Origin of the sequence: Variovorax sp. W2I14 (genome assembly GCF_050435205.1) — a bacterium.
Taxonomy (GTDB): Bacteria; Pseudomonadota; Gammaproteobacteria; order Burkholderiales; family Burkholderiaceae_C; genus Variovorax; species Variovorax paradoxus_C.
The window spans coordinates 3064398-3082938 of record NZ_JBNDJX010000001.1; the positions used below are offsets into that span (position 1 = coordinate 3064398).

Sequence of the window (18541 nt, forward strand, 5' to 3'; positions counted from 1 at the left end):
TTCAAGCACTTCAAATCTCGAAGGGAGGCAAATGGCAACTATCAAAAAACTTGTGCTCAAGAACTTCAAGCGCTTTCGAAGCCTTGAGCTTGACTTCGACGGCGAACTCAACATTCTTGTCGGGGGAAATGAGGCAGGTAAGAGCTCTGTTCTGCAAGCGCTAGACCTTGTCATGAGTGCCAGCCGAAGCAAGGTGGAGTCTGTCGGCCTGGAGAGCCTGTTCAATCAGGACTGCATTACGGACTTCCTAGCCGGCGATAAATCGCTGGTCAACTTGCCAGAGATGATTGTCGAAGTGTTCATTTCAGGGTTGGCAGATGCTGATTTCGATGGTCGCAACAACAGCACCCGAAGAGACGCTGTGGGTATCAAATTGGTTTGTAAGCCGATTGACGAGTTCTTGCCCAACATCAAAGCAATTCTGGACGAGGACCACGGCAGCTTCCCCTTCGAGTACTACGGCATCCTTTTCCATTCATTCTCGGAAGAGCCCTTCTTCCCGCACATGAAGCCGTTGAAGCACGTCTTGATTGACAGCGCGCAGATCAACAACGAATACGCGACAAACTCATACACGCGGTCGATGTATGCCGCTCACGCCAGCGTGGTTGAGCGCAACCTGCACGCGTTTGAGTACCGCCGTGCCAAGTCGAAGTTTCGAGATGAACACCTGAAGTCGGTCAACGATGCGCTGAACGACACATACAAGTTCGACGTGAGGACCAACCCGAAGGCGAATCTTGAGGCGGACATAATAATCACCGAGGACGACATACCGATTGATGCTCGTGGGAAGGGTCGCCAGTGCTTCATCAAGACCGAGTTCGCACTGCGCGACAGAGAACACGCGTTAGACGTACTTCTTCTGGAAGAGCCCGAGAACCACTTGAGCCATGTCCACTTGAAAAAGTTGATTGACCGCATTCATGCGTCTACCAAAAAGCAACTCTTCATAGCAACGCACAGCAGCTTTATCGCAACTCGGCTGAACCTCAAGAATGTGCTGATTCTCAGCGAGCAAGAGCCCTCGCACCCCACGACACTGAAGGACCTGAGCAAGTCAACCGCTGAGTTCTTTATGAAAGCGCCTGACAACAACGTTTTAGAGCTCGCCCTGTGCAGCAAGGCAATACTGGTCGAAGGCGACGCTGAGTTCATTCTGATGGACGCCCTCTACAAGAAGGCGGCGCCCGGGTTCAGCACCGACAGCGACAGCGTGCACGTCATATCAGTCGATGGGACGAGTTTCAAGCGATACCTGGAGCTTGCCCGCCTCCTAGGCATACGCGTGGCGGCGATACGCGATAACGACCGAGACTACCAAGCAAATTGCGTAGACAACTACAAAGAACACGTCTCGCACTCGATTCAGATTTTTGCTGACGAGGACAATGCTCGAAACACCTTTGAGGTCTGCATGTACCAGGACAACACGGCGATCTGCGACGACGAGTTCTTGGCGGGGCGAGTGTCGTTGACCGTTGAGGACTACATGTTGAAGAACAAGACGGATGCCGCCTTCCAGTTGCTTGAAAAACGCGGAGCCGACCTCGCCGTGCCATCCTACATAGCGAAAGCTGTCGAGTGGATAAGAGCGTAGTTTTCGCAGTTGCTGGGTCGGGCAAGACGACGAAGATTGTTCAGCAACTCGATGAGCAACGCCGGCACCTGCTCATAACTTACACCGATGCGAACCGAGACAATCTCCGCAGGAAAATCATCGAGCGGTTCGGGCACTTCCCGACCAACATAAAGCTCCTGAGCTACTTCAAGTTTCTCCACAGCTTCTGCTATCGACCTTTCCTTCGCAGTGAGAAGAACACCCGAGGTCTGCTGTTCACCCTGCCGCCTGCCAAGGACGGCTTCAAACTCACCGAGGACCGCCGCTTCATGACAGCAAGTCGCCGGCTGTACTCCAATCGTCTTGCGAAGTTTGTCGAGCAGACGGGCACCGTGCCGCACGTCATCGCTCGTCTAGAGAAGTACTTCGATGCGGTGTACGTCGATGAGGTTCAAGACTTCGCTGGACACGATTTCAACCTACTGATGCAGTTGATTCCGGCCAATGTCGAGTATCTCTTCGTCGGGGACTTCTACCAGCACACCTACGATACAAGCCGAGACGGCATCATCAACAAGAGCTTGCACAGCGACTACACGAAGTACCAGGGCAGATTCAAAAAAGCAGGCCTGCGGGTGGACTTGGACACCCTCAAGGCAAGTCGAAGATGTAGCACAAGCGTCTGCGACTTCATAACACAACAGATTGGAATATCTATCCAATCCAGCGGCGAACGCGAGTCCCTCGTTCGCTTCGAAGAGGAAAAAGATGCTGCTGAGGCAATCTACAGAGACCAATCAGTAGTCAAGCTGTTCTACCAAGAGCACTACAAGTACGGCTGCTACTCGGAGAACTGGGGCGCATCGAAAGGGCTGGACCACTACCAAGATGTATGTGTTGTGCTGAGTGCGCCCAACGTCAAAGCATGGAAAAGCGGCACCTTGAAGGATATCAACCCGGAAACGAAGAACAAGTTGTACGTAGCCTGCTCTCGCGCGCGAGGAAACCTGACCTTCGTGCCCGAGGCTCTACTGAAAAAACACAAGAAAGCAATGTAGTCAAGCTCAGAGCTGGCGCACAGCCATACGAACAAAGTCAGCGATTCGGATCTCCGCCACCCAAGGGCGGGTGCTCCTCTTCCCGTGGAGCTGAACCAAGCCATTCAGAAACGCCATCTTGCCCTCAACTGAAGACATTCCGAACTCGAAACCATCTGCGTGAATGAGCTTGTTGCAGGCCTCCCTGAACCGCAGGTCGATATCTGGCCTTCCATGGTCTTGAAGAATCCCGACCGTAGATTCCGGGCGAGCACTGACCCTCGCCTCGTGCACGACATCCATGGGCCAATTGCCGCCGTCCGAAAGATTTCTCAGTACAACGGCAATTTCAATGAGGAGCTTCGTCGCCTGAGCAACCTCGTGGCGAAGTCGTAGCTTGTCGAACTCGTCCTTCTCATCACCCGTCGAAAGGTTTGACAGTCCTTGACTTGCAAATACGACAGTTGCAAGGTCGTAAAGCGACGAGTAGATAAGAGGACGCTCGATGAGCAGCGCAGTCGAAAGTGCGGGCATAAGACAGTTCAGAGGTAAATTCGATAACGCGTTCACCGAACTGTTGGGCACGAAGGGCACCGGATCTGTCCACGCCGTGAAGCGACCGTGTAGTCTCTCACGACTCTTAGCATCGACTTCCCCGCTCTTTAAACCCAACATGAAGAACATTCAAGACTATGTAGCGCAAGCGTATGAGGACGCCAAGGCTGGACGGTGGGCCGAGCTACTGGATGTGTGGGCCACCTCCCCTATCCTGCTAGCTCGTTGCAGCCGATATTCCAAGCCCAGCTCCTCATGGACTTTCCTCCACCAGGCAGCGCACTTTGGGAATGAGCCTGGCTGCAAAGTTCTGATTGGTAAAGGCGCGAACCTGGAAGCGCGCGACAAGAAATCACGGACACCGGCAGACGTAGCGAAGCAGCAAGGCCACCTAGAAGTCGAACGGCTACTTCGAGCAGCCGAAGTTGATCGACTCTGGGAGCCATCGTCAGACCCCGATGTTCTTCCAAGTAGCAGTCGGTGGCGTGAGGCAACAGCCACACTTGCCAGCACTGATATCTACGTCGCCTATGGCGGCGCGACGGTCAGAATTCCCATGGGTACACCACACTTCATTGACTCACTCAGCCGGATTCTTGTTGGCTGGCATGGGACCTTTAATCCGCCTCGCGGCATGGACGGTGAGTCAATGCTTAGCTGACAGGCTATTACTTCATTGCTTGCAACCTCTGCCCTGCCAACAGCGGCGCTCTGCGACCCATGACCGAAAAATCAATAGAAGAAAAACGACTTCAAAGAAAACAGATTTTGGTACGCGACATTCCACGAGCTGTACTTGGATATCTTCTTGTATGGTCAGACACAGATGCTAAATTATGCAGCAACCTGAATAAGCAAGCCGCAAAAGCAAAGGAGATGCACGATGCGGCATGCAAATATCGTGTTGCCCGGCACTTCCCAAAGGCCGAACAGGGACATTCAATCGAAAACGAAGAAAAGTTTAAACAATTCTGGAACAGAATAATCGCAATCTGCCGCCAGAATCAAAAAGCCAAAATTACTGAACGGATTGACCTTGTTGCACAAGACCTAGGACGACATGCAACGCCAAACAAAACCAATTCGAGCGAGCTCCGGTCAGCAGCATCAAAGTTTTTATGGCTCATGGGAGACCATGAGGTACGCATTTACGACACCCAAGCCGTAGGTGCACTTCGTTCGATTAATGGTCTAAAAGTTAAGCACACATACGCAGAATTCTACGAATCCTGGGAAACTGAGTTTCGCTACTTCAATGATTACATAGCTGAATACATCGAAACCGCGATAGAGGAAAATCTAGCGAAATGGATCAGTCATTCTTCGACCGCTCAACCAGTCTGGCAGCCTGAAGAGGTTATGAGTAAGCTGTGGTTTCGACACCGAGTATTCGACCAACTTTTATGGAAGGCGGGTGGAGGGCGCCACCAGCGCCACGAGAAGATTTAGCATCGTAGGTATGTCGCCATGAGCCCAAGTAAGCCAAGGCGCCAAATGTCTTACTTCGCTTAAGCTCACCCTCTCGACAATCAGGACGAAGACCAATGGCTGAATTTTTCAACTTTCTGTACGACGACGAAGCGAAGAACCCTGTCGAGAGGGTGAAGGAGGCTGCTTCGGGCGCGGCGGAGTCAGTCGGTCAGAAAGCCTCAGAGGCGTTTGAGTCGCGAACTGGCAGGTGGGCAACGAATGCCGCGAAAACTGGCCTTGTGGTCGGCGCAGCAGTGGGCACCTTTGTCTTGGTCGTTGGACTTGCTAACGGGATTGTCAGCTCACTCACTGGCAAGAAGTAAACAAACAAAAACCCGCCAGTGCGGGTTCTCTTGATTGCTAGTACTCCAAGAACTCTACTTCTTCTGTTTCTTGGCTTCTTCAATCATTGACTTAGCAAAAGCACTTCCTAATTTAAGGGAGAACACTGCAGCATTCGACACCGATTTGCCGACCAGTAGGGCAGTGAAACCAGCTTTGTCGAGAGCAGGCTCTTTTTTGACAAAGGCCCTCTTTGCTCGCTTATAAGCTTCAGGAATATCGTGATAGTGCTTGCTTGTGAAAAGCGGCTCACCATCTTCGAAAAACTTTGGTTCGGTCAACTTCTCTTCTCCACCTTCTTCAACACGAAGGTGTAGTCAGGACGTTGCGCTTTGCCTTGCTGTTCAGCAGCCATAACGGCAGTACGCTCGTCTTCGCACTCCACTGTCTTGTTGCTCGAAGCGGAAGCATTGCCTTTTCTCATCTCATAGAAAACAACATAACGAGCCATAGCGAGTTCTCTCCATCCATTGGTAAACGCACACTTTTTGCGCACAAACAGAATACCCCAAGCCCAGCAAGTGTGACAAGAGGTTTCGCGGGCTTCAGCCAGCACCAATGGCCGGCCCGTCTAGAAGCTCTGTGAGAACCTCAGCTTTCCCAGCGGTCATCTTTCGCTTTACGTGCCGGCCAAGGAGCTCCTCGATCTGCAGGAGTCTCATGAGGGGGCACTTGAGCTCCGCAGTCTGCCCACCAGCGAACTTGCGAAGGTCCTTGAGCGCCTCGTAGAAGTGCTCGTTCACCACACACTGGAGCTCGACCCCTTCCGCCTCGAAGAGCTTGCGCTTGACCTCTTCAAGGTGGCCGATTTGGTTGTACTGAGGGTCGCCCTTGCTGTCGCGCACGATAGGGCTCCAGAGCATGAATTCGTGTTCGTACTCCGCCAGGTACTTCTTCGCGTACGCAATGTCTCGACTGAACTTCTCGACCAGCTTGTTGACGTTGTTGGGCCGCTTGTCCTTGGTGTACTGAAGGCCCGTGGTGAGGTGAATGGCAACCTCGCAGATGTAGACCTTCTTCTCTTTCAGATTGATACCCACCACATCAATCTCACCCTGAACGTCTGTGTAGAGGTTGGTCTGAATGAAATCGCAGCTCTTCAGGTACTGGAGGTATGACGAGACGAGTTGCTCACCAACGTTCATGGCTTCGCGCCTCTTCTGACCTTGGAAGCGAAGTACACCAGGAGGGAGACAAGCAAGAAGAGGTAGACGAAGAACGGGTAGACCAATGCCGCGTAGCCGACGAAATCACCCGTCTTTCTGTCGAGCTCCCTGTTGACTGCTGCGCGCAGCGCCTGGAGCACCTCTTGTGATTGCTCCAGTGCGGTGAACTTGAGGCGCCCTTGCCAGTCTTTGCCTGAGCAAACCGATTCGTAGGTATCACCAGGCGAACGAACATCGAGCTCCGTGCAGTAAATCAAGAAGTCGTTTGCTTCAATCGTTGATTGCCTGCTAGGAGGGACGCCCAGCTGCAGCGAGCCAGTTCTCCCAGTCATCGCCTGAATGGCGCTACTCGCCTCTGGAGTACCGCTCAGGTTGTACGGCGTGAAGCCAACGATTTGAACCTTGCTCAGCAATCGAGGAGATGCCTCGACCAAGGGACGAATGAATGCGTCGGGCTCAGTCGCCTGGACCGTGAACAAGGGGGCGCGGTAGTTCGCCTTCGCGACCTTGTACTCCGTGCTCTCAGCACCCCTCGTGCGCTTGCAGATCTCTGCCTTGAAAACCGTCTCACAAACGACGCTGTACTCTGATCGAAAAGGGCTCAGGAGCGACAGCACGAATCCACAGCACAGCAGTGGAAGAAGCAGAACGAGAAAGAGGCGCTTGTACTTGGAGAACGTCATTGAAGTTGTGGTGAGCAGACAGGAAAGTGCGCCAATCAGGTTGAGCTCAAACCTTGTCGTGAAGACTCTTTGCCGCCTTCGTGCCGACCTTGCCCAAGCCGAAGAGCAAAGTCAGTGGCGAGAGCACAAGGGCTCCAATTTCCTCCCTGAAAACCACAATGAAGAGGGCTATCAGGACGAGGAAGCCGTGCAGGAAGTACAGGGGCACGAGCAGCTTGCTCTTGTTGTCGTTCAAGTACTTCGCCTCAGCCGTGCCAATGCGCTTCTCAATCGCCAGAATTTTGGGGTCCCTCGCCGGCTCTGCGTTGAAGAGATCCCTGGGCTTGGGGACGTACTTCTGATTCCAAGCGGTGTACTGCTCGACCAGCTTCTCAATGTCGGGCTCATAGGCCTTGAGCTCAGTAAGGTGGCGCTGTGGCAGAGCCGAGAAAATCCAACCATTCCCCTCGCAGCTATTGGAGCCGCCAGACCCACGTTGGTTGAGCTTCACTGAGGTGAACGGTGGACAGCGGTTCATGTAGTCGCTCACCGCCTTCCAGGCTTCCTCAAACTCCTTCTCTGGCTTCACCAGGTCGGCCACTATGGTGTCGGTCAGGAAGGTCAGCCGAGCGGCACTCGGGTAGTAGTAGTCCCGGTAGTCGTTCCTGGCTGGCCCGAAGGTCAGCACCAACACGAACACTGCGACCAGTAGGCCGATATAGCGCTTGAGCTTCGACATTTCCCCTCCAAGTTTGTCCGAACCATTGTAGCCAGACGTAACGAAATTTAGCTACAGGGCTGGCCTGTGGAGCTCTCAAGCGGTTGATTATTCAGGTGGCTCACCGCAAAAAGAAAAACCCCAGCTTCTACAACACTGAGGTATTTCTCGGCCTTGAACAACAAACAACCATTGGCCTAGGCGAGCAACTTTTTAACAGGAGGATAGTTGTTCGACTTACTTCAAGATAATCAAATTTCATTCCAAAGTCAAATATGAGGTGCTGCCTTGACTTAGGACGGCGTTTTGCTATCTTAGTAGATCGACACACAAATATAAGAACAAGGAGGAGGCATGAAAAAAGAAAAGATAAACGAAGCAATAAGAAATCTTCAACGCCGAGGGGAGCGGCTCAGCTTCGCAGCGATTGGAAGAGAGCTTGGCATATCCAAAGAATGGACGATTCAGCTTTGCACCAGGTACAGCATTGACCTAACCAGGCTACAGGCTGACCACCAGCTTTCCACCGCTCAATCAAGATTGAAGAGGTTGCGCACGAACACGGCAACCCTGCGGCCTCGGGAAATCTTCCGCTTGGCAGGCGTGAAGGACAACGCATACCTCCACCAAGAAAAGGCGTTTCTCAAGCTCCTCCAGGAGTTGCGTATCCCGTACCTGGACTGCTCATTCCAGCCCAAGAGTCGGTTCACCAGGTTTGCTCTGACGCTCAAGGACAGTGGCAAGTACACCCCCAAGGAGATTGCACACCTGGCGGGATTCCCAGCCCATACAAACCCCTGCGGCACACTCATTCGCATCGGTGTGCCCTACCTCAGGCGTAAGGCGCAGCCTGGCAAAGGAGGTCAGCTATGAAGCGCCCAGAAAACCTCAAAGGGCTGACGTACCTGCGGATGGCCCTGGCTCTGGACAGACCAACCTCCAGGGAGATTGCCAGGCTCGCCAACGTCTCCCCTCAGGCGGTTCGCCAGGCCTGCGCTCTGGCCGAGGTGGACATCCAGGCAGTGAGGCACCAGAAGGCCGACAACGCCTTCGCAGAAGCGGTCAGATCTCTCCAGGTGAACACCAGGGGCTACCGCCCTACTGAGCTCGCCCGTATGGCGGGATACACCAGCTACGACAGGGCTGAGCAAGCGCTCCAAGTGGCAGGTATCCCCTACCAGGCGCAGCGCAAAGGTGGGCCTATGTCAGAGCTCGTGCGATTTGCTCTCACCCTCCACGACACCAGTCAACTTACTGGCCGACAGATTGCCGAGCTCGCCGGCATCGACCACCCCACACCAGGCCAGACCCTCAAGCGCCACGGCATACCGTTTCGAGAGATTTCTCCTGGCAAGCACGAACGCCGAGGGCACAAGACCAACACCACAACCCAGCGCGGCCAGCCGCTTCTTTGAGCAGGCTCAGGAAACACAGCAGACAGAAGAAAGCCACCCTAAACCGGTGGCTTTTTTACTGCCTTTTACCGCTTACCACTCATTCCAAATCTCAGCCTAACTCTAACCTTTCCGTTTCGAAAACTTGCTTTTCTTCTTTTACCTGCTTTAATGAATATTACAACAATAAGGAAACAACATGCATAAAAGAATTAAAGAAGAAATTGCAAAGGTGGTCCAGAAGCATTTACCAGCCGTCCAAAGGAAAAGCTATTCAAGCGCCAAAGACAAATCGTACTTGCAAAGCATCTACGCCGAGGAGGCTTGCAAACAATCAGATTTGGAATGGGCCTTCCTCAGAATTGAGTTCAAGCAGAAGATTATTTCGTACACACACAAGGAGATTCTTTCCAGTTTTCGAAAACGCAATCAAAACGTTTCAACCCTTACTTTAGAAGTTCTTCCACTCAATGGCCGCGAAGGCTTTCTTGACGACACAAAAATTACGGCCAGCGAACGAAAGAAAGAAGCTCAGGTTCAATCAGGCGAGACGAACCACAATCCAACAACACTTCACAAGCAAGATTACGAGAGAAACAAAGCTCGTATCGAAGGCACAAAATGACCGAGCACTACAAAGCACTTGAGGCCGATTTTTCAGCCCTCATGGAAGAAGCCACCCGAGACTCCGAAGAAGCTTCACGCGCAGAGGACTCCAAAGCAAGGCGAAGGGCTGAATTACTTCGACCTCAAGCGCAACGCATTTTCATTTTTGATTACAAAGGCGAACTTCCCAGAGATAGCAAACAAACAACCGCATAACAACAACCAGGAGAACACTATGCACACATTCACCACCACATTCCGAGTTCAACCCGATGGCAGAGGCCTTGAGGTTCACACCTACAAGAGCGAAGCTAAGGACAGAGAGACGGCTGAAGCACGAGCTTTCGAGAAGCTCTTTGCTCAGTATGAAGATTCCGAGCTCGCAATCCTCTCTCTCAGCACCAGCTCTTCCAAGACCGAGGGGTATGACCGCAGAGCCATGGAAAGCAAACCCAAACGCACACGTCATTGAGGAGCTCTGATTATGGAAATATTAAAATGGTTATCCCAGCTGTTTCGAAGACCAAAGGCGAAGAAGGCTTTGTTCCATTTGGCTCAGCAACCGACTCGTGTTGGAAATTACCCTATAGTGATTGATTTATTCGAGATGGCACAAGTCAACCCGCTAAATCCCAAAGGACTACGCCCTGAGTTTGGGCGAGACTTCACTGAAGAGGAAATTTTCAATATCCATACTGAATATCATCACTCTGTACACGCGACACGTGATTTTTCCATTCCACTACTTTGGATGGATTTTCCAGAAGAGATTACTAAATACGATGAGACTCGCTCTCGCAAGTATGTCGAATTATCGTATGGGGGAGGGCAAAATTACCGGTACGTTCTCGGAGAATCAAATTGCGAAATAGTTCACAAAGACTACGCCGACGAAGTAGTTCAAGGATGTGCGTATGGGATTTCTGTAGCATGGAATGCCTATACGCTAACGAATCAATATAAAACAGCGCAGTTTGTGGAGCGCAACCTATCTTTAAGTACTACTCCAAGAATGTGGATTCGACAAGAGCTAGACTTGCTAGAAGAGTATCTAGGCACCATAGACAAGCCTGAAAACATGGGCGATTATGGGAATGAATGGATTGAGCTAATTGAAACACAATCGAACTATCTCCAGGTGTTCAATGTCTTGCCTTTCCTTCAATTCGGCCAGCTAGCTCATATCGGTTCCAATCCACTTTTTGTTTACCCAAGCACACACCGTCAAGCACTACTGAACTGCCTAGACATGCACTTCTTGAAAACTTGGAAAGAGTCTAAAGAATTGGGCGCCGCGCTTCCGCCAGGTCCTACATCTAGCAAACCAAAAGTACAGAAAATTTGAGTCCATAAAGGGACACGCTTCTAGTACGATTCGATATGCCCACGGACATCAACGACACGCGCCTCTCTCAAATCAAAGCTGTCCTGGACGGCTGCGCGCTTCTGAAATTTACTCAGGGCTCGGCCAACGACCCCAAGCTCGTAGACGGCCTCTACTACGACCACAAGATGCTCAAGACAGGCACATGGGTGCTGTCCGTCTACCGCAACGTGAAGACAGAGGGCAACGATTTTGAGATGGCGGTGGACCCTGGACGCCTCGCCTGGCCAGACGACGACCAACGACCAGCGCGCCGCTGGCTTGAGGCACAGAAAGAGCGACTACAGCACCTCGAATCGGGTGTTCATTCAACCAAACCACCCAATGCTGTTCGCATCGGATTCAAGTACGACGCGGCACTTCAGTTTGTCTCTGCGCTTCGCCAGGAGCTGACCCTCTCCAAGAACCGTTGGCAACTGCCCCAGCCAGCTACGGTTGCACCGCCCCACGGGCCTGTAGAGGCCTCCACCACAACCCCTCCCGACGCAGCGCCTGAGCTCACCCAGGTCCAGAGCATTGCCACTGACAACCCCACGCAGGTAATCGCGAATCGAATGCTTCAGACAGTGAAGGCGACCTGTGCTCAGTCCGGATCGCAGTCAACCGTCATTGCCAAGAACAAGGAATGGCGCTTTCGCGATGACGAGCACTTCCTCAGTGAGGTGAACGCCCTCCTCGACCTGGCTCAAGGCCGGTGCTCTTTGTCGAACGTTCAGCTTGACCTCACTGGCGACCACCCCGAGCTCAGCCCTTCACTCGATAGGAAGCGTTCTGACGGCCACTACGAGCCAGGCAACCTCCAGATAGTTGCGAGGTTTATCAATCGCTGGAAGAGCGACATGTCAGATGACGACTTCCTACATCTTCTGAGAACTGTGAGAAGCGCATAGGACTTCCCGGTCAATCCAATACGAAGCACCCCAGAGGTGCTTTTTTTACGTCTATCAGTTTGCCAATCGTTCCCTAACTCAACCACTCGATTACTTCCTATTTTCGAAAGCTTGCTTTTTGCTTTTAATGTGCTTTACTGATTTATACAACAATAAGAGGCAATCCATGGAAATCAAATCAAACATAGTTGGAGACAAAATACACATACATACCCCATACGAACTGAAAGACCTATTTCGCGATTTCTTCAAGACAGCGAAGTTCGACTTTGCAAACAAGTTCTACTGGGTGAAGAACACCACGGCCAATCAAAGAAAGCTTGCCACCTTCGAGCAGTCATTCGAAGTGCAGAAGCTACTGAAGTACATGAGAGACATAGACGACACCGGATTCACTGTTGAAGAAGTGAAAGTGCTCAATGCCAAGGTGTCTGCGCTCTACGCCGAGAAGCGCCACTTCCTCAAAGAAATTGAGAGGACTCGGATCTACGAAGAGGAGCTCAAATCAGCCAGAAAGCTCCTCGACAAAATCAGCGCAACGGTTGCCAAGACTCGCCAGGCAGCGGCTACCGCCCAAGCAGAGCTGCGCCCCACTTTCAAGGCAATGCTGACGCCCTACAACCTCGACGGCAAGACCGTGGTGGAGGTGCTGGCCGACACGCTCAGCACAGCAAGTCTCATGGCGACCTCAACCCTCACCGATAGGAGCGCTGAAGCTCTTCAACGTCTCGTGGTCAGCCTGGAGTGGTTGAAGGACGTACAGGCCAAGGTCATAGCGACCCACCAGGTCAACTTCGCCTTCCTGGCCCACCCCCTGACAGCAGCTCATGTGGCGAGCGCCCACGTGAAGACGCCGGAGGCCGCAGAGGACTGGCTCTACAGCACCGCTCTCATATCCCTCCCCACAACTGATGAGCAACTAATTGAGCTGGAGAGAAGTTTGGTGAGCCTGACGGTGGAAGAAGTCAAACCCGCTAAAGCGAGGTTCAAGATATGAGCACGCCCCAGTTCAGCGACATGGAAATCTACAAACAGTTGAGTGATGTCCAGGCTCAACTATGTAAGCAGCCCGACTATCACCTTCCGTTGTCTCACTTGAGCTTTGCCAGAGAGATAATCAAGACAAGCACATGCGGGAGCTACAAGTACATTGTTGTAGAGAATAGTTTTGTGGATATGGTAATTCACGTTTTAGGAACCGATTGTATTCACTTCCATGAAGCACCTCTCCCTCAAGACTATCCACTTGGTAGATCTTTAGCATGGCGCACGTATACGCTCAGCGAACAATTCTCGGAACTTGAAGCACTAGGCGAATTTATCGCCCACACTACTGCGCCGAATATGTGGATTGAATCGGAAGCGAAACTAGTAAACGATTACTTAGCGGATTTCCAACCCACTGAAACCATAGGTCAGCTTGAGTTTGTAAAGATAAACACTTATGGCGACCATCTTCCACTGCTTACCAGGTTGAAATATGGAACTTTAGAAAGTTCTGACGGCCAGGTGTTGTTCGTATATCCAAAAGATTTCAGGCAGGCTTTGAAATCGTGCTGCGACATTGAATATTTATCCGCCTGGCAAGAATCAAAATATCTTTCTGAGAGTCTACCCGCTTTTGAACATGTTAAGCCGGAAGAAGCCAAGTTCAAGATTTAGTCCAACCTCATACATAAAGAGAGCACCCATTGAGGTGCTTTTTTTACGTCTATTAGTTTGCCAATCATTCCCTAGTTCAACCACTCGATTACTTTCTACTCTCAAAAACTTGCTTTTTGCTTTTAATCTGCTTTACTGTTTTATACAACAACACAAACATTGGAGCACCGAATGGACAAACAACAATCACTAAAAGTTCTAAGCGAAGCACGGGTCTTCCTTGGAATGCTCGATGAAATCATATCAAGAGCCGAATCTCTATCTGACGAAGACCTCTCCCAAATTCAACGTATCGGCGACTCTTCCTTTGTTGAACTTCAGAGGGCGCTTAACCACGACTCCACAAGAGCTCCAAGAATTCTTTTCAACCTTGAATGCGCAATGGACCAAATTAACAAAATTAAAGCCGCACCTAGTTGGGGTGAGAAATGAACTTCACATCCTTTTTGGTGGCCTTGCCCTTTATTGGGCAGCTCATTACGTTAATAGCACTTGGTTATTTCATCACCTACATACCATTCAAAGTCTTTGAGAGGCTGGTATTCAAAAAGGCCTCCCGCCCCCTAACAGCCGAGCTTGGTCAGCGCATGAATTATTGGTTCGACCCAAACATTTCACTAACAGACCAAGAGAAAGAGTTGCGCGATATTCAAATGATGTTTTCTAAACTGGTGACAAACCCTTTGTCATACGACTTTAGCGATGTCTCAGACCTTAGGGCCAGTGTTCAAAACAGACCACCATTTGAATCATTAAGCTCAGAGCAACTACTGGAAGAATTGCTCGCGACTCCATCGATCTACTTCCACTTTGACATAGTCGTAGCTCAGACGGTCATCGCATTCCTCCAAATCGAGGGGCAAAGACGATATCCAGCAGACTTTCAGAGTTTTCGAAACTTCGTTAGGTGCGCCTGCTCTGAAATTCTAGTTTTCCCAGAGCAGTACAAAGAATGCCCTCGCCTGCTACGGATCATGAGGCAGCGCGATGAGGGAATGATTCTTGACGAACAAAAACGCCTGCTGAATGAGATACCTGAAGCCGCACCAATGAAGAGAGCTAGACAGAAAATCTAACAACAACAATAAGGAGACGAGATGAAGACAAACAAATCAATAGTCTTGGTAGAAGCCAAGAATGAGTTCAACGCAGGTAGTTGGCAATGAACTTTCACTGGAACGAAATAACAAAGTTTTATTTCGAGAAGCTGGGGTTAGATATCAAAGAATTTGAACGCTGGACCAGAGGATTAGCTTCAGAAAAAGAAAATCAAGCGATTTGCGACTTTGTTTATGAAGGCTTCTCTGCCAGCGCCAATTTTACCGCAATCTCCAGTTTAGAAGATTTTTCTAGATTTATGTCTGACTTGAAGGTTTATGCCGTGCGTTCGCGTAAGCATAGGATACCAAGTGATTTGCAACGTTTACCACAGACTAGAACGACGCAGGAACGGCTGCAAGACATGCTAAATCAATGGGGCATCGAGAAGTTTTGTTTTTTGAATGAATGGTGCGCAGAAACAGACAACGAAATTTTTTGTTTGCCTCCAGAGATAAACGACTATACGGATGGCTTACTGTATTCGCAAGCATTCTTTGAGCGTTTGAATCTAGAGCGTGTCATAAGAGAACGCAAAAAGCTAAATTCAATAATTTCACGGTCAAGCTCCCAAGCAATAAGAGCAAGACAGAAAATCTAACAACAACAACAAGGAGACGATATGAATACAAAAATTGAACAAACAACAAAAAATCTGGAGCAAGTAAGAATTGCCATTGCGACACTCAAAGATAATGATCAGCGATTGAGTGTGAAAGCAATCAGCGATCTGACAGGCATAAGCCTCCCAACGCTGTACAACTACGAGCTGGTTCGCGCCTTCGTGAAGCCAACCTCACGCAGCAAGAAAATAGCCGTTGAGCCGGCCCAATCAAATCAGGATACGGTGGGCAATGACGTGGACAGCTATGCGAGCTACATCAACGAACATTACTTCCACCACACTGAGGAGATTGAAGACGCTTTACAAGACATGATGGTCAATGTTCGCAACTTCAAAGCTTCAGTATTTCAGCAAGCGATCAACAAGCTCAAAGCCGCTGGTGCGATTCTTGAGCTACCCAATAAACCAGGGTTGTTCAACAGGGGAATAACCGATACCAGGCCCAGGCCTCAATCCACGCCAGAGGTTAAGAAAGAGCAACTCGCACCGGCAGCGAATGTTGAGCCTGCTGCCAATCAACTAGAAGACCAATTTGTATTGTTCAACGAAACCACTAAATCCTTCGATATTATTTCCGGATACACCCAAGTCAATTCGAGAATCGAGGAGTCGTTAAGCAAGGAGGATTTCACTTTGAAGGTATACAAGTTAGTTGAAATTGCAAGACCAACACGAACAATCCAACGAAATAGAGATACCACAATCTTCGGAGGATTACCTACGTAAAACCAAGGCGAAACACGAGGCGCGTAAGAGGAAAACCGATAGAACAAAAACTAAAAACCAGGAGGAAAGATGCACACAGATAACAACCACAACACGCATACGAGCTCAGAGCTCTACAAAATCATTGAGACGGTTCGCCAACGAGAGGGCAAGTCAACCCTCAAGCTCGTGGCAGAGCGCATAGGCCGGTCCATATCAGGCACTTGGCACCTACTCACCGACGCAGGGATGCCCACCAGGCTCTACAGCGAGTCGCTCAGCCTCATTGAGGAGCGCATACGCACTGAGGGGGCAAACCTGACTCTCCAGGAGCTGTACAGCCGCTTTGGCGCCAACTGGGCCAACCCAGTGTCGTTCGCCAAGTTTCTGTACGACCACCAGATCTCCATCAAGAGAGCGGCCAGGTTCTGTACACCTCGCCAGGCCAAGCCCACCCCTCGGGTACGCAAGAGCCGTGAGCAAGAGCTGCAGCTCCTCAAGGACGTGCGTGAGAACGGGTACGACCTCTCACCGCTAACCAGGCGCGAAATCGCTCAGATGTATGGGCTCTCCTATCCCACTACCTGCGTCTACGTCGCCAAGCACCAGCTCCCATGCACAGCAGCAGCCCGTGGCCGCCCCAAACGCACAACCGCGCCTTCAGCGCTCCTTTGAGCAAGCTCTTAGAACACCAACAACCAGCAAATCCATTTGCCAAAGAAAGAAGCCCTCATTACGAGGGCTTTTCTCTTTGGGCTGTGCACCCGTGAACGATCAAAAATTATTCCCATGCGACCTACTCGACCGCACAAGACGCACTTAGAGCTTTAACAGGACTCCCCCTCTTAACACAACAGAACCCGGGAACCCTGCCAACCCTATACACCGAAAAATGCAGTAAATGAGAATTTCTCAGAACAAATCATCCAGCACCAATTTAATCAAAAAATGCATCAATGTCAAATAAATCCATTCATTCCAAATCTCAACCGAACATTAACTTTGCCCAGTCATAAACTTGCTTTTTGCTTTTAATCTGCTTTAATGAATATTACAACAACACAAACATTGGAGCAAATTATGAACAAATCAAATATCTCTCAACTCAACACAAAATACAACATTGAGATTGACACCCCCAGCATTCAGAATTTCAGCGGCGACTACCTCAAAATGTCATTCGACATTTATTTAGAGCCCAACCAAGCGGGCTACAACCGCTGGATGAACGTCCAAGTGAAAGCCAACGAGCCAATCTACGCAGCCATCGAACGAGTGCTGGCTCGCTTAGACGAAACAATCGAATTCAAATTACTTGAGCAAGCTCAGGACTTAGTTTGAATAAGGCGCACATCATGAACCAACATGAAATCATTCAGCGCTACACAAAATCGAAGAAGAACACTGTCACCGCCATTCAGCAAGGCGAACTAGTCTGCCTGGTGGAAACGCCAGCGGCCAAGAAGGCAGTTTTCCAAATTGATGAACTGACCTTCGATAAGTATCGTGAGTTCGTCAAGTCGCGAAACCTACTTGGCGCGACCAAGACGATTGTGTTTTGCCAGTACGCATATATAGACATAGAGGGCCTTCAAATAATCCTAGATAGACCAGAGGAACGCTATGAGCATTGAAACCGTCATCCTCCTGATACGCGACTCACGGGGCAACCTCACTCCCACCACTGTGTCAATCGACTTTGAGGGTCGCAAGAACCTCAGGAAGACTCACTTCTTCGAGGGCATACCTCACCCCTGCCACACCTGGGATAGAGAGGATGGCGGGCAACCTGACTGCTACCCAGACGTACTGGAGGAAGCCATGGCCAATGGTTTGAATCCTCACCTCTCAAATACAACAACTAACCCAAAGGAGACTCAATGAAAACAAAATCAATCGTCGCGGCATTCGCCCTACTCACTTCGATCTCTTGCTTCGCCAAGACCTACAGCGCCCCCACTGCTGTCGATTTCCCCAAACCTGAGTCAGTGAACATCTTCTGTTTCGAGGGCGTTCTCTACCTCTCCAACACGAAGGGTATGACTGTGGCAGTGGACAAGCAGGGCAAACCACTTCAGTGCAAGTAAAAACAATAACAAAGGAGAACTTTATGAACGAGAAGGAATACCTGAAAATCAGCGAATTCTTGTCAGCGGGACGGGCGCCATTCGTAAACCCGTTCGACCCATATGAGGAGTTTCGGGAGTTTCAAAAGCTTTCCAAGCACCCAGAGGTTTCCAAGGATTTTGACCTTTCACTTCTGATAGTGAAGGCCTACCCACAGTTGACCGGCAATCTGAGCCTTGAGCTAAGGGGCAATGGTCGATTTATGCTGAAGGCGTTCAATCGCAAGAACAGCACTTTTCTGCAAGCCTCTGAGGAAATCAAGCAGTACTGCGGCAGCGCCCCTTACGAAGGAGGTTTGGCAATCTTGGAGTCAGCGTTTGTTTCGCTTGGATTTCCATCAAATGAGGAGCTGTACGCCGAAATTGGCTCGAAGCTCAAAGCATTCGCAGTAGCCCAAGAAGAAAGGAAAGCACTTGAACAATCACTCTTCGTTGTGGCCAAACCTCAGGAGCCAAAGCCAAGACGAACCCACAAAATCTGATTTCTCTAGAACACCAAGCCACCCTAACCCGCTGGCTTTTTTATTGGGTTCGCCTCAA

General features: G+C 50.4%; 30 protein-coding genes. 24 read left to right on the forward strand and 6 right to left on the reverse strand.

The features are described 5' to 3' along the window. The first annotated feature begins 31 nt into the window (after positions 1-31). Together QF040_RS14440 and QF040_RS14445 are read left to right on the forward strand one after the other, a co-directional pair. A complete protein-coding gene (locus QF040_RS14440) occupies positions 32-1600 on the forward strand; it encodes an ATP-dependent nuclease (protein WP_429611604.1) in 1569 nt (522 codons plus the stop codon). Beyond that, on the forward strand, positions 1585-2619 hold the full coding sequence (locus tag QF040_RS14445; RefSeq protein WP_429611605.1) for a DNA helicase UvrD: 1035 nt from the start codon (positions 1585-1587) through the stop codon (positions 2617-2619). The genes QF040_RS14440 and QF040_RS14445 overlap by 16 nt, the downstream gene beginning before the upstream one ends. A gap of 6 nt (positions 2620-2625) precedes the next feature. Here the strand turns inward: QF040_RS14445 and QF040_RS14450 are convergent, their stop codons facing one another. Continuing rightward, positions 2626-3282 carry a hypothetical protein gene (locus QF040_RS14450; RefSeq protein ID WP_429614738.1) on the reverse strand — a complete coding sequence of 219 codons (657 nt, stop codon included), beginning with the start codon at positions 3280-3282 and terminating at the stop codon, positions 2626-2628. On the opposite strand from QF040_RS14450, the gene QF040_RS14455 reads away from it, so the two are divergent. The 3 genes from QF040_RS14455 to QF040_RS14465 all read left to right on the forward strand — a co-directional run bounded on the left by QF040_RS14455 (position 3272) and on the right by QF040_RS14465 (position 4946). Next, entirely contained in the window at positions 3272-3814 is a 543-nt protein-coding gene (locus QF040_RS14455) for an ankyrin repeat domain-containing protein (RefSeq protein WP_429611606.1), read from the forward strand. The two genes, QF040_RS14450 and QF040_RS14455, sit on opposite strands and share 11 nt — an antisense overlap. Before the next feature lie 59 nt (positions 3815-3873). Beyond that, positions 3874-4602, forward strand: a complete 729-nt coding sequence (locus QF040_RS14460; protein ID WP_429611607.1) for a hypothetical protein — start codon at positions 3874-3876, stop codon at positions 4600-4602. Between the two features lie 95 nt (positions 4603-4697). After that, positions 4698-4946, forward strand: a complete 249-nt coding sequence (locus tag QF040_RS14465) for a hypothetical protein (protein WP_429611608.1) — start codon at positions 4698-4700, stop codon at positions 4944-4946. Positions 4947-5000: 54 nt separating this feature from the next. Here QF040_RS14465 and QF040_RS14470 read toward each other — a convergent pair whose 3' ends face one another. The 5 genes from QF040_RS14470 to QF040_RS14490 all read right to left on the reverse strand — a co-directional run bounded on the left by QF040_RS14470 (position 5001) and on the right by QF040_RS14490 (position 7532). Next, on the reverse strand, positions 5001-5246 hold the full coding sequence (locus QF040_RS14470) for a hypothetical protein (RefSeq protein WP_429611609.1): 246 nt from the start codon (positions 5244-5246) through the stop codon (positions 5001-5003). After that, the gene (locus QF040_RS14475; RefSeq protein ID WP_429611610.1) at positions 5243-5416 is read right to left on the reverse strand and encodes a hypothetical protein; all 174 of its coding nucleotides are present in this window, start codon (positions 5414-5416) and stop codon (positions 5243-5245) included. Before QF040_RS14475 ends, QF040_RS14470 begins: the two co-directional genes overlap by 4 nt. A 94-nt stretch (positions 5417-5510) precedes the next feature. Next, on the reverse strand, positions 5511-6110 hold the full coding sequence (locus QF040_RS14480) for a hypothetical protein (RefSeq protein ID WP_429611611.1): 600 nt from the start codon (positions 6108-6110) through the stop codon (positions 5511-5513). Further along, positions 6107-6814 (reverse strand): hypothetical protein, encoded by a 708-nt coding sequence (locus QF040_RS14485; RefSeq protein ID WP_429611612.1) that lies wholly within the window; start codon positions 6812-6814, stop codon positions 6107-6109. The genes QF040_RS14480 and QF040_RS14485 overlap by 4 nt, the downstream gene beginning before the upstream one ends. Before the next feature lie 46 nt (positions 6815-6860). Further along, entirely contained in the window at positions 6861-7532 is a 672-nt protein-coding gene (locus tag QF040_RS14490) for a hypothetical protein (protein ID WP_429611613.1), read from the reverse strand. 333 nt (positions 7533-7865) lie between these two features. Here QF040_RS14490 and QF040_RS14495 point away from each other — a divergent pair, with 333 nt between their 5' ends. The 19 genes from QF040_RS14495 to QF040_RS14585 all read left to right on the forward strand — a co-directional run bounded on the left by QF040_RS14495 (position 7866) and on the right by QF040_RS14585 (position 18483). Beyond that, a complete protein-coding gene (locus QF040_RS14495; protein ID WP_429611614.1) occupies positions 7866-8384 on the forward strand; it encodes a hypothetical protein in 519 nt (172 codons plus the stop codon). After that, complete coding sequence (locus tag QF040_RS14500) at positions 8381-8926, forward strand: hypothetical protein (protein ID WP_429611615.1); 546 nt, start codon at positions 8381-8383, stop codon at positions 8924-8926. Before QF040_RS14495 ends, QF040_RS14500 begins: the two co-directional genes overlap by 4 nt. Positions 8927-9104: 178 nt before the next feature. Continuing rightward, a complete protein-coding gene (locus tag QF040_RS14505; RefSeq protein ID WP_429611616.1) occupies positions 9105-9530 on the forward strand; it encodes a hypothetical protein in 426 nt (141 codons plus the stop codon). Further along, positions 9527-9727 carry a hypothetical protein gene (locus QF040_RS14510; RefSeq protein WP_429611617.1) on the forward strand — a complete coding sequence of 67 codons (201 nt, stop codon included), beginning with the start codon at positions 9527-9529 and terminating at the stop codon, positions 9725-9727. Before QF040_RS14505 ends, QF040_RS14510 begins: the two co-directional genes overlap by 4 nt. A gap of 19 nt (positions 9728-9746) precedes the next feature. Beyond that, positions 9747-9983 carry a hypothetical protein gene (locus tag QF040_RS14515; protein WP_429611618.1) on the forward strand — a complete coding sequence of 79 codons (237 nt, stop codon included), beginning with the start codon at positions 9747-9749 and terminating at the stop codon, positions 9981-9983. A 135-nt stretch (positions 9984-10118) separates the two neighbouring features. Beyond that, a complete protein-coding gene (locus tag QF040_RS14520; RefSeq protein ID WP_429611619.1) occupies positions 10119-10856 on the forward strand; it encodes a hypothetical protein in 738 nt (245 codons plus the stop codon). Between the two features lie 35 nt (positions 10857-10891). Next, positions 10892-11785 (forward strand): hypothetical protein, encoded by an 894-nt coding sequence (locus QF040_RS14525; protein ID WP_429611620.1) that lies wholly within the window; start codon positions 10892-10894, stop codon positions 11783-11785. A gap of 166 nt (positions 11786-11951) precedes the next feature. Beyond that, positions 11952-12782: a hypothetical protein gene (locus QF040_RS14530; protein ID WP_429611621.1), complete on the forward strand. Its 831-nt coding sequence runs from the start codon at positions 11952-11954 to the stop codon at positions 12780-12782. Further along, positions 12779-13447 (forward strand): hypothetical protein, encoded by a 669-nt coding sequence (locus QF040_RS14535; protein WP_429611622.1) that lies wholly within the window; start codon positions 12779-12781, stop codon positions 13445-13447. The genes QF040_RS14530 and QF040_RS14535 overlap by 4 nt, the downstream gene beginning before the upstream one ends. A 171-nt stretch (positions 13448-13618) precedes the next feature. After that, positions 13619-13879, forward strand: coding sequence for a hypothetical protein (locus QF040_RS14540; RefSeq protein ID WP_429611623.1), 261 nt, complete (start codon positions 13619-13621; stop codon positions 13877-13879). After that, positions 13876-14523 (forward strand): hypothetical protein, encoded by a 648-nt coding sequence (locus tag QF040_RS14545; RefSeq protein ID WP_429611624.1) that lies wholly within the window; start codon positions 13876-13878, stop codon positions 14521-14523. Before QF040_RS14540 ends, QF040_RS14545 begins: the two co-directional genes overlap by 4 nt. 86 nt (positions 14524-14609) lie before the next feature. Further along, entirely contained in the window at positions 14610-15146 is a 537-nt protein-coding gene (locus QF040_RS14550) for a hypothetical protein (RefSeq protein ID WP_429611625.1), read from the forward strand. Positions 15147-15167: 21 nt separating this feature from the next. Continuing rightward, complete coding sequence (locus tag QF040_RS14555; RefSeq protein ID WP_429611626.1) at positions 15168-15896, forward strand: hypothetical protein; 729 nt, start codon at positions 15168-15170, stop codon at positions 15894-15896. 69 nt (positions 15897-15965) lie between these two features. Further along, positions 15966-16550, forward strand: a complete 585-nt coding sequence (locus QF040_RS14560) for a hypothetical protein (protein ID WP_429611627.1) — start codon at positions 15966-15968, stop codon at positions 16548-16550. A 369-nt stretch (positions 16551-16919) separates the two neighbouring features. Continuing rightward, complete coding sequence (locus QF040_RS14565; protein ID WP_429611628.1) at positions 16920-17216, forward strand: hypothetical protein; 297 nt, start codon at positions 16920-16922, stop codon at positions 17214-17216. A gap of 14 nt (positions 17217-17230) precedes the next feature. Next, complete coding sequence (locus QF040_RS14570) at positions 17231-17509, forward strand: hypothetical protein (protein WP_429611629.1); 279 nt, start codon at positions 17231-17233, stop codon at positions 17507-17509. Further along, positions 17499-17759: a hypothetical protein gene (locus QF040_RS14575; RefSeq protein WP_429611630.1), complete on the forward strand. Its 261-nt coding sequence runs from the start codon at positions 17499-17501 to the stop codon at positions 17757-17759. Before QF040_RS14570 ends, QF040_RS14575 begins: the two co-directional genes overlap by 11 nt. Next, positions 17756-17962, forward strand: a complete 207-nt coding sequence (locus QF040_RS14580; RefSeq protein ID WP_429611631.1) for a hypothetical protein — start codon at positions 17756-17758, stop codon at positions 17960-17962. Before QF040_RS14575 ends, QF040_RS14580 begins: the two co-directional genes overlap by 4 nt. A 23-nt stretch (positions 17963-17985) precedes the next feature. After that, positions 17986-18483: a hypothetical protein gene (locus QF040_RS14585; protein WP_429611632.1), complete on the forward strand. Its 498-nt coding sequence runs from the start codon at positions 17986-17988 to the stop codon at positions 18481-18483. Positions 18484-18541 lie beyond the last annotated feature (58 nt).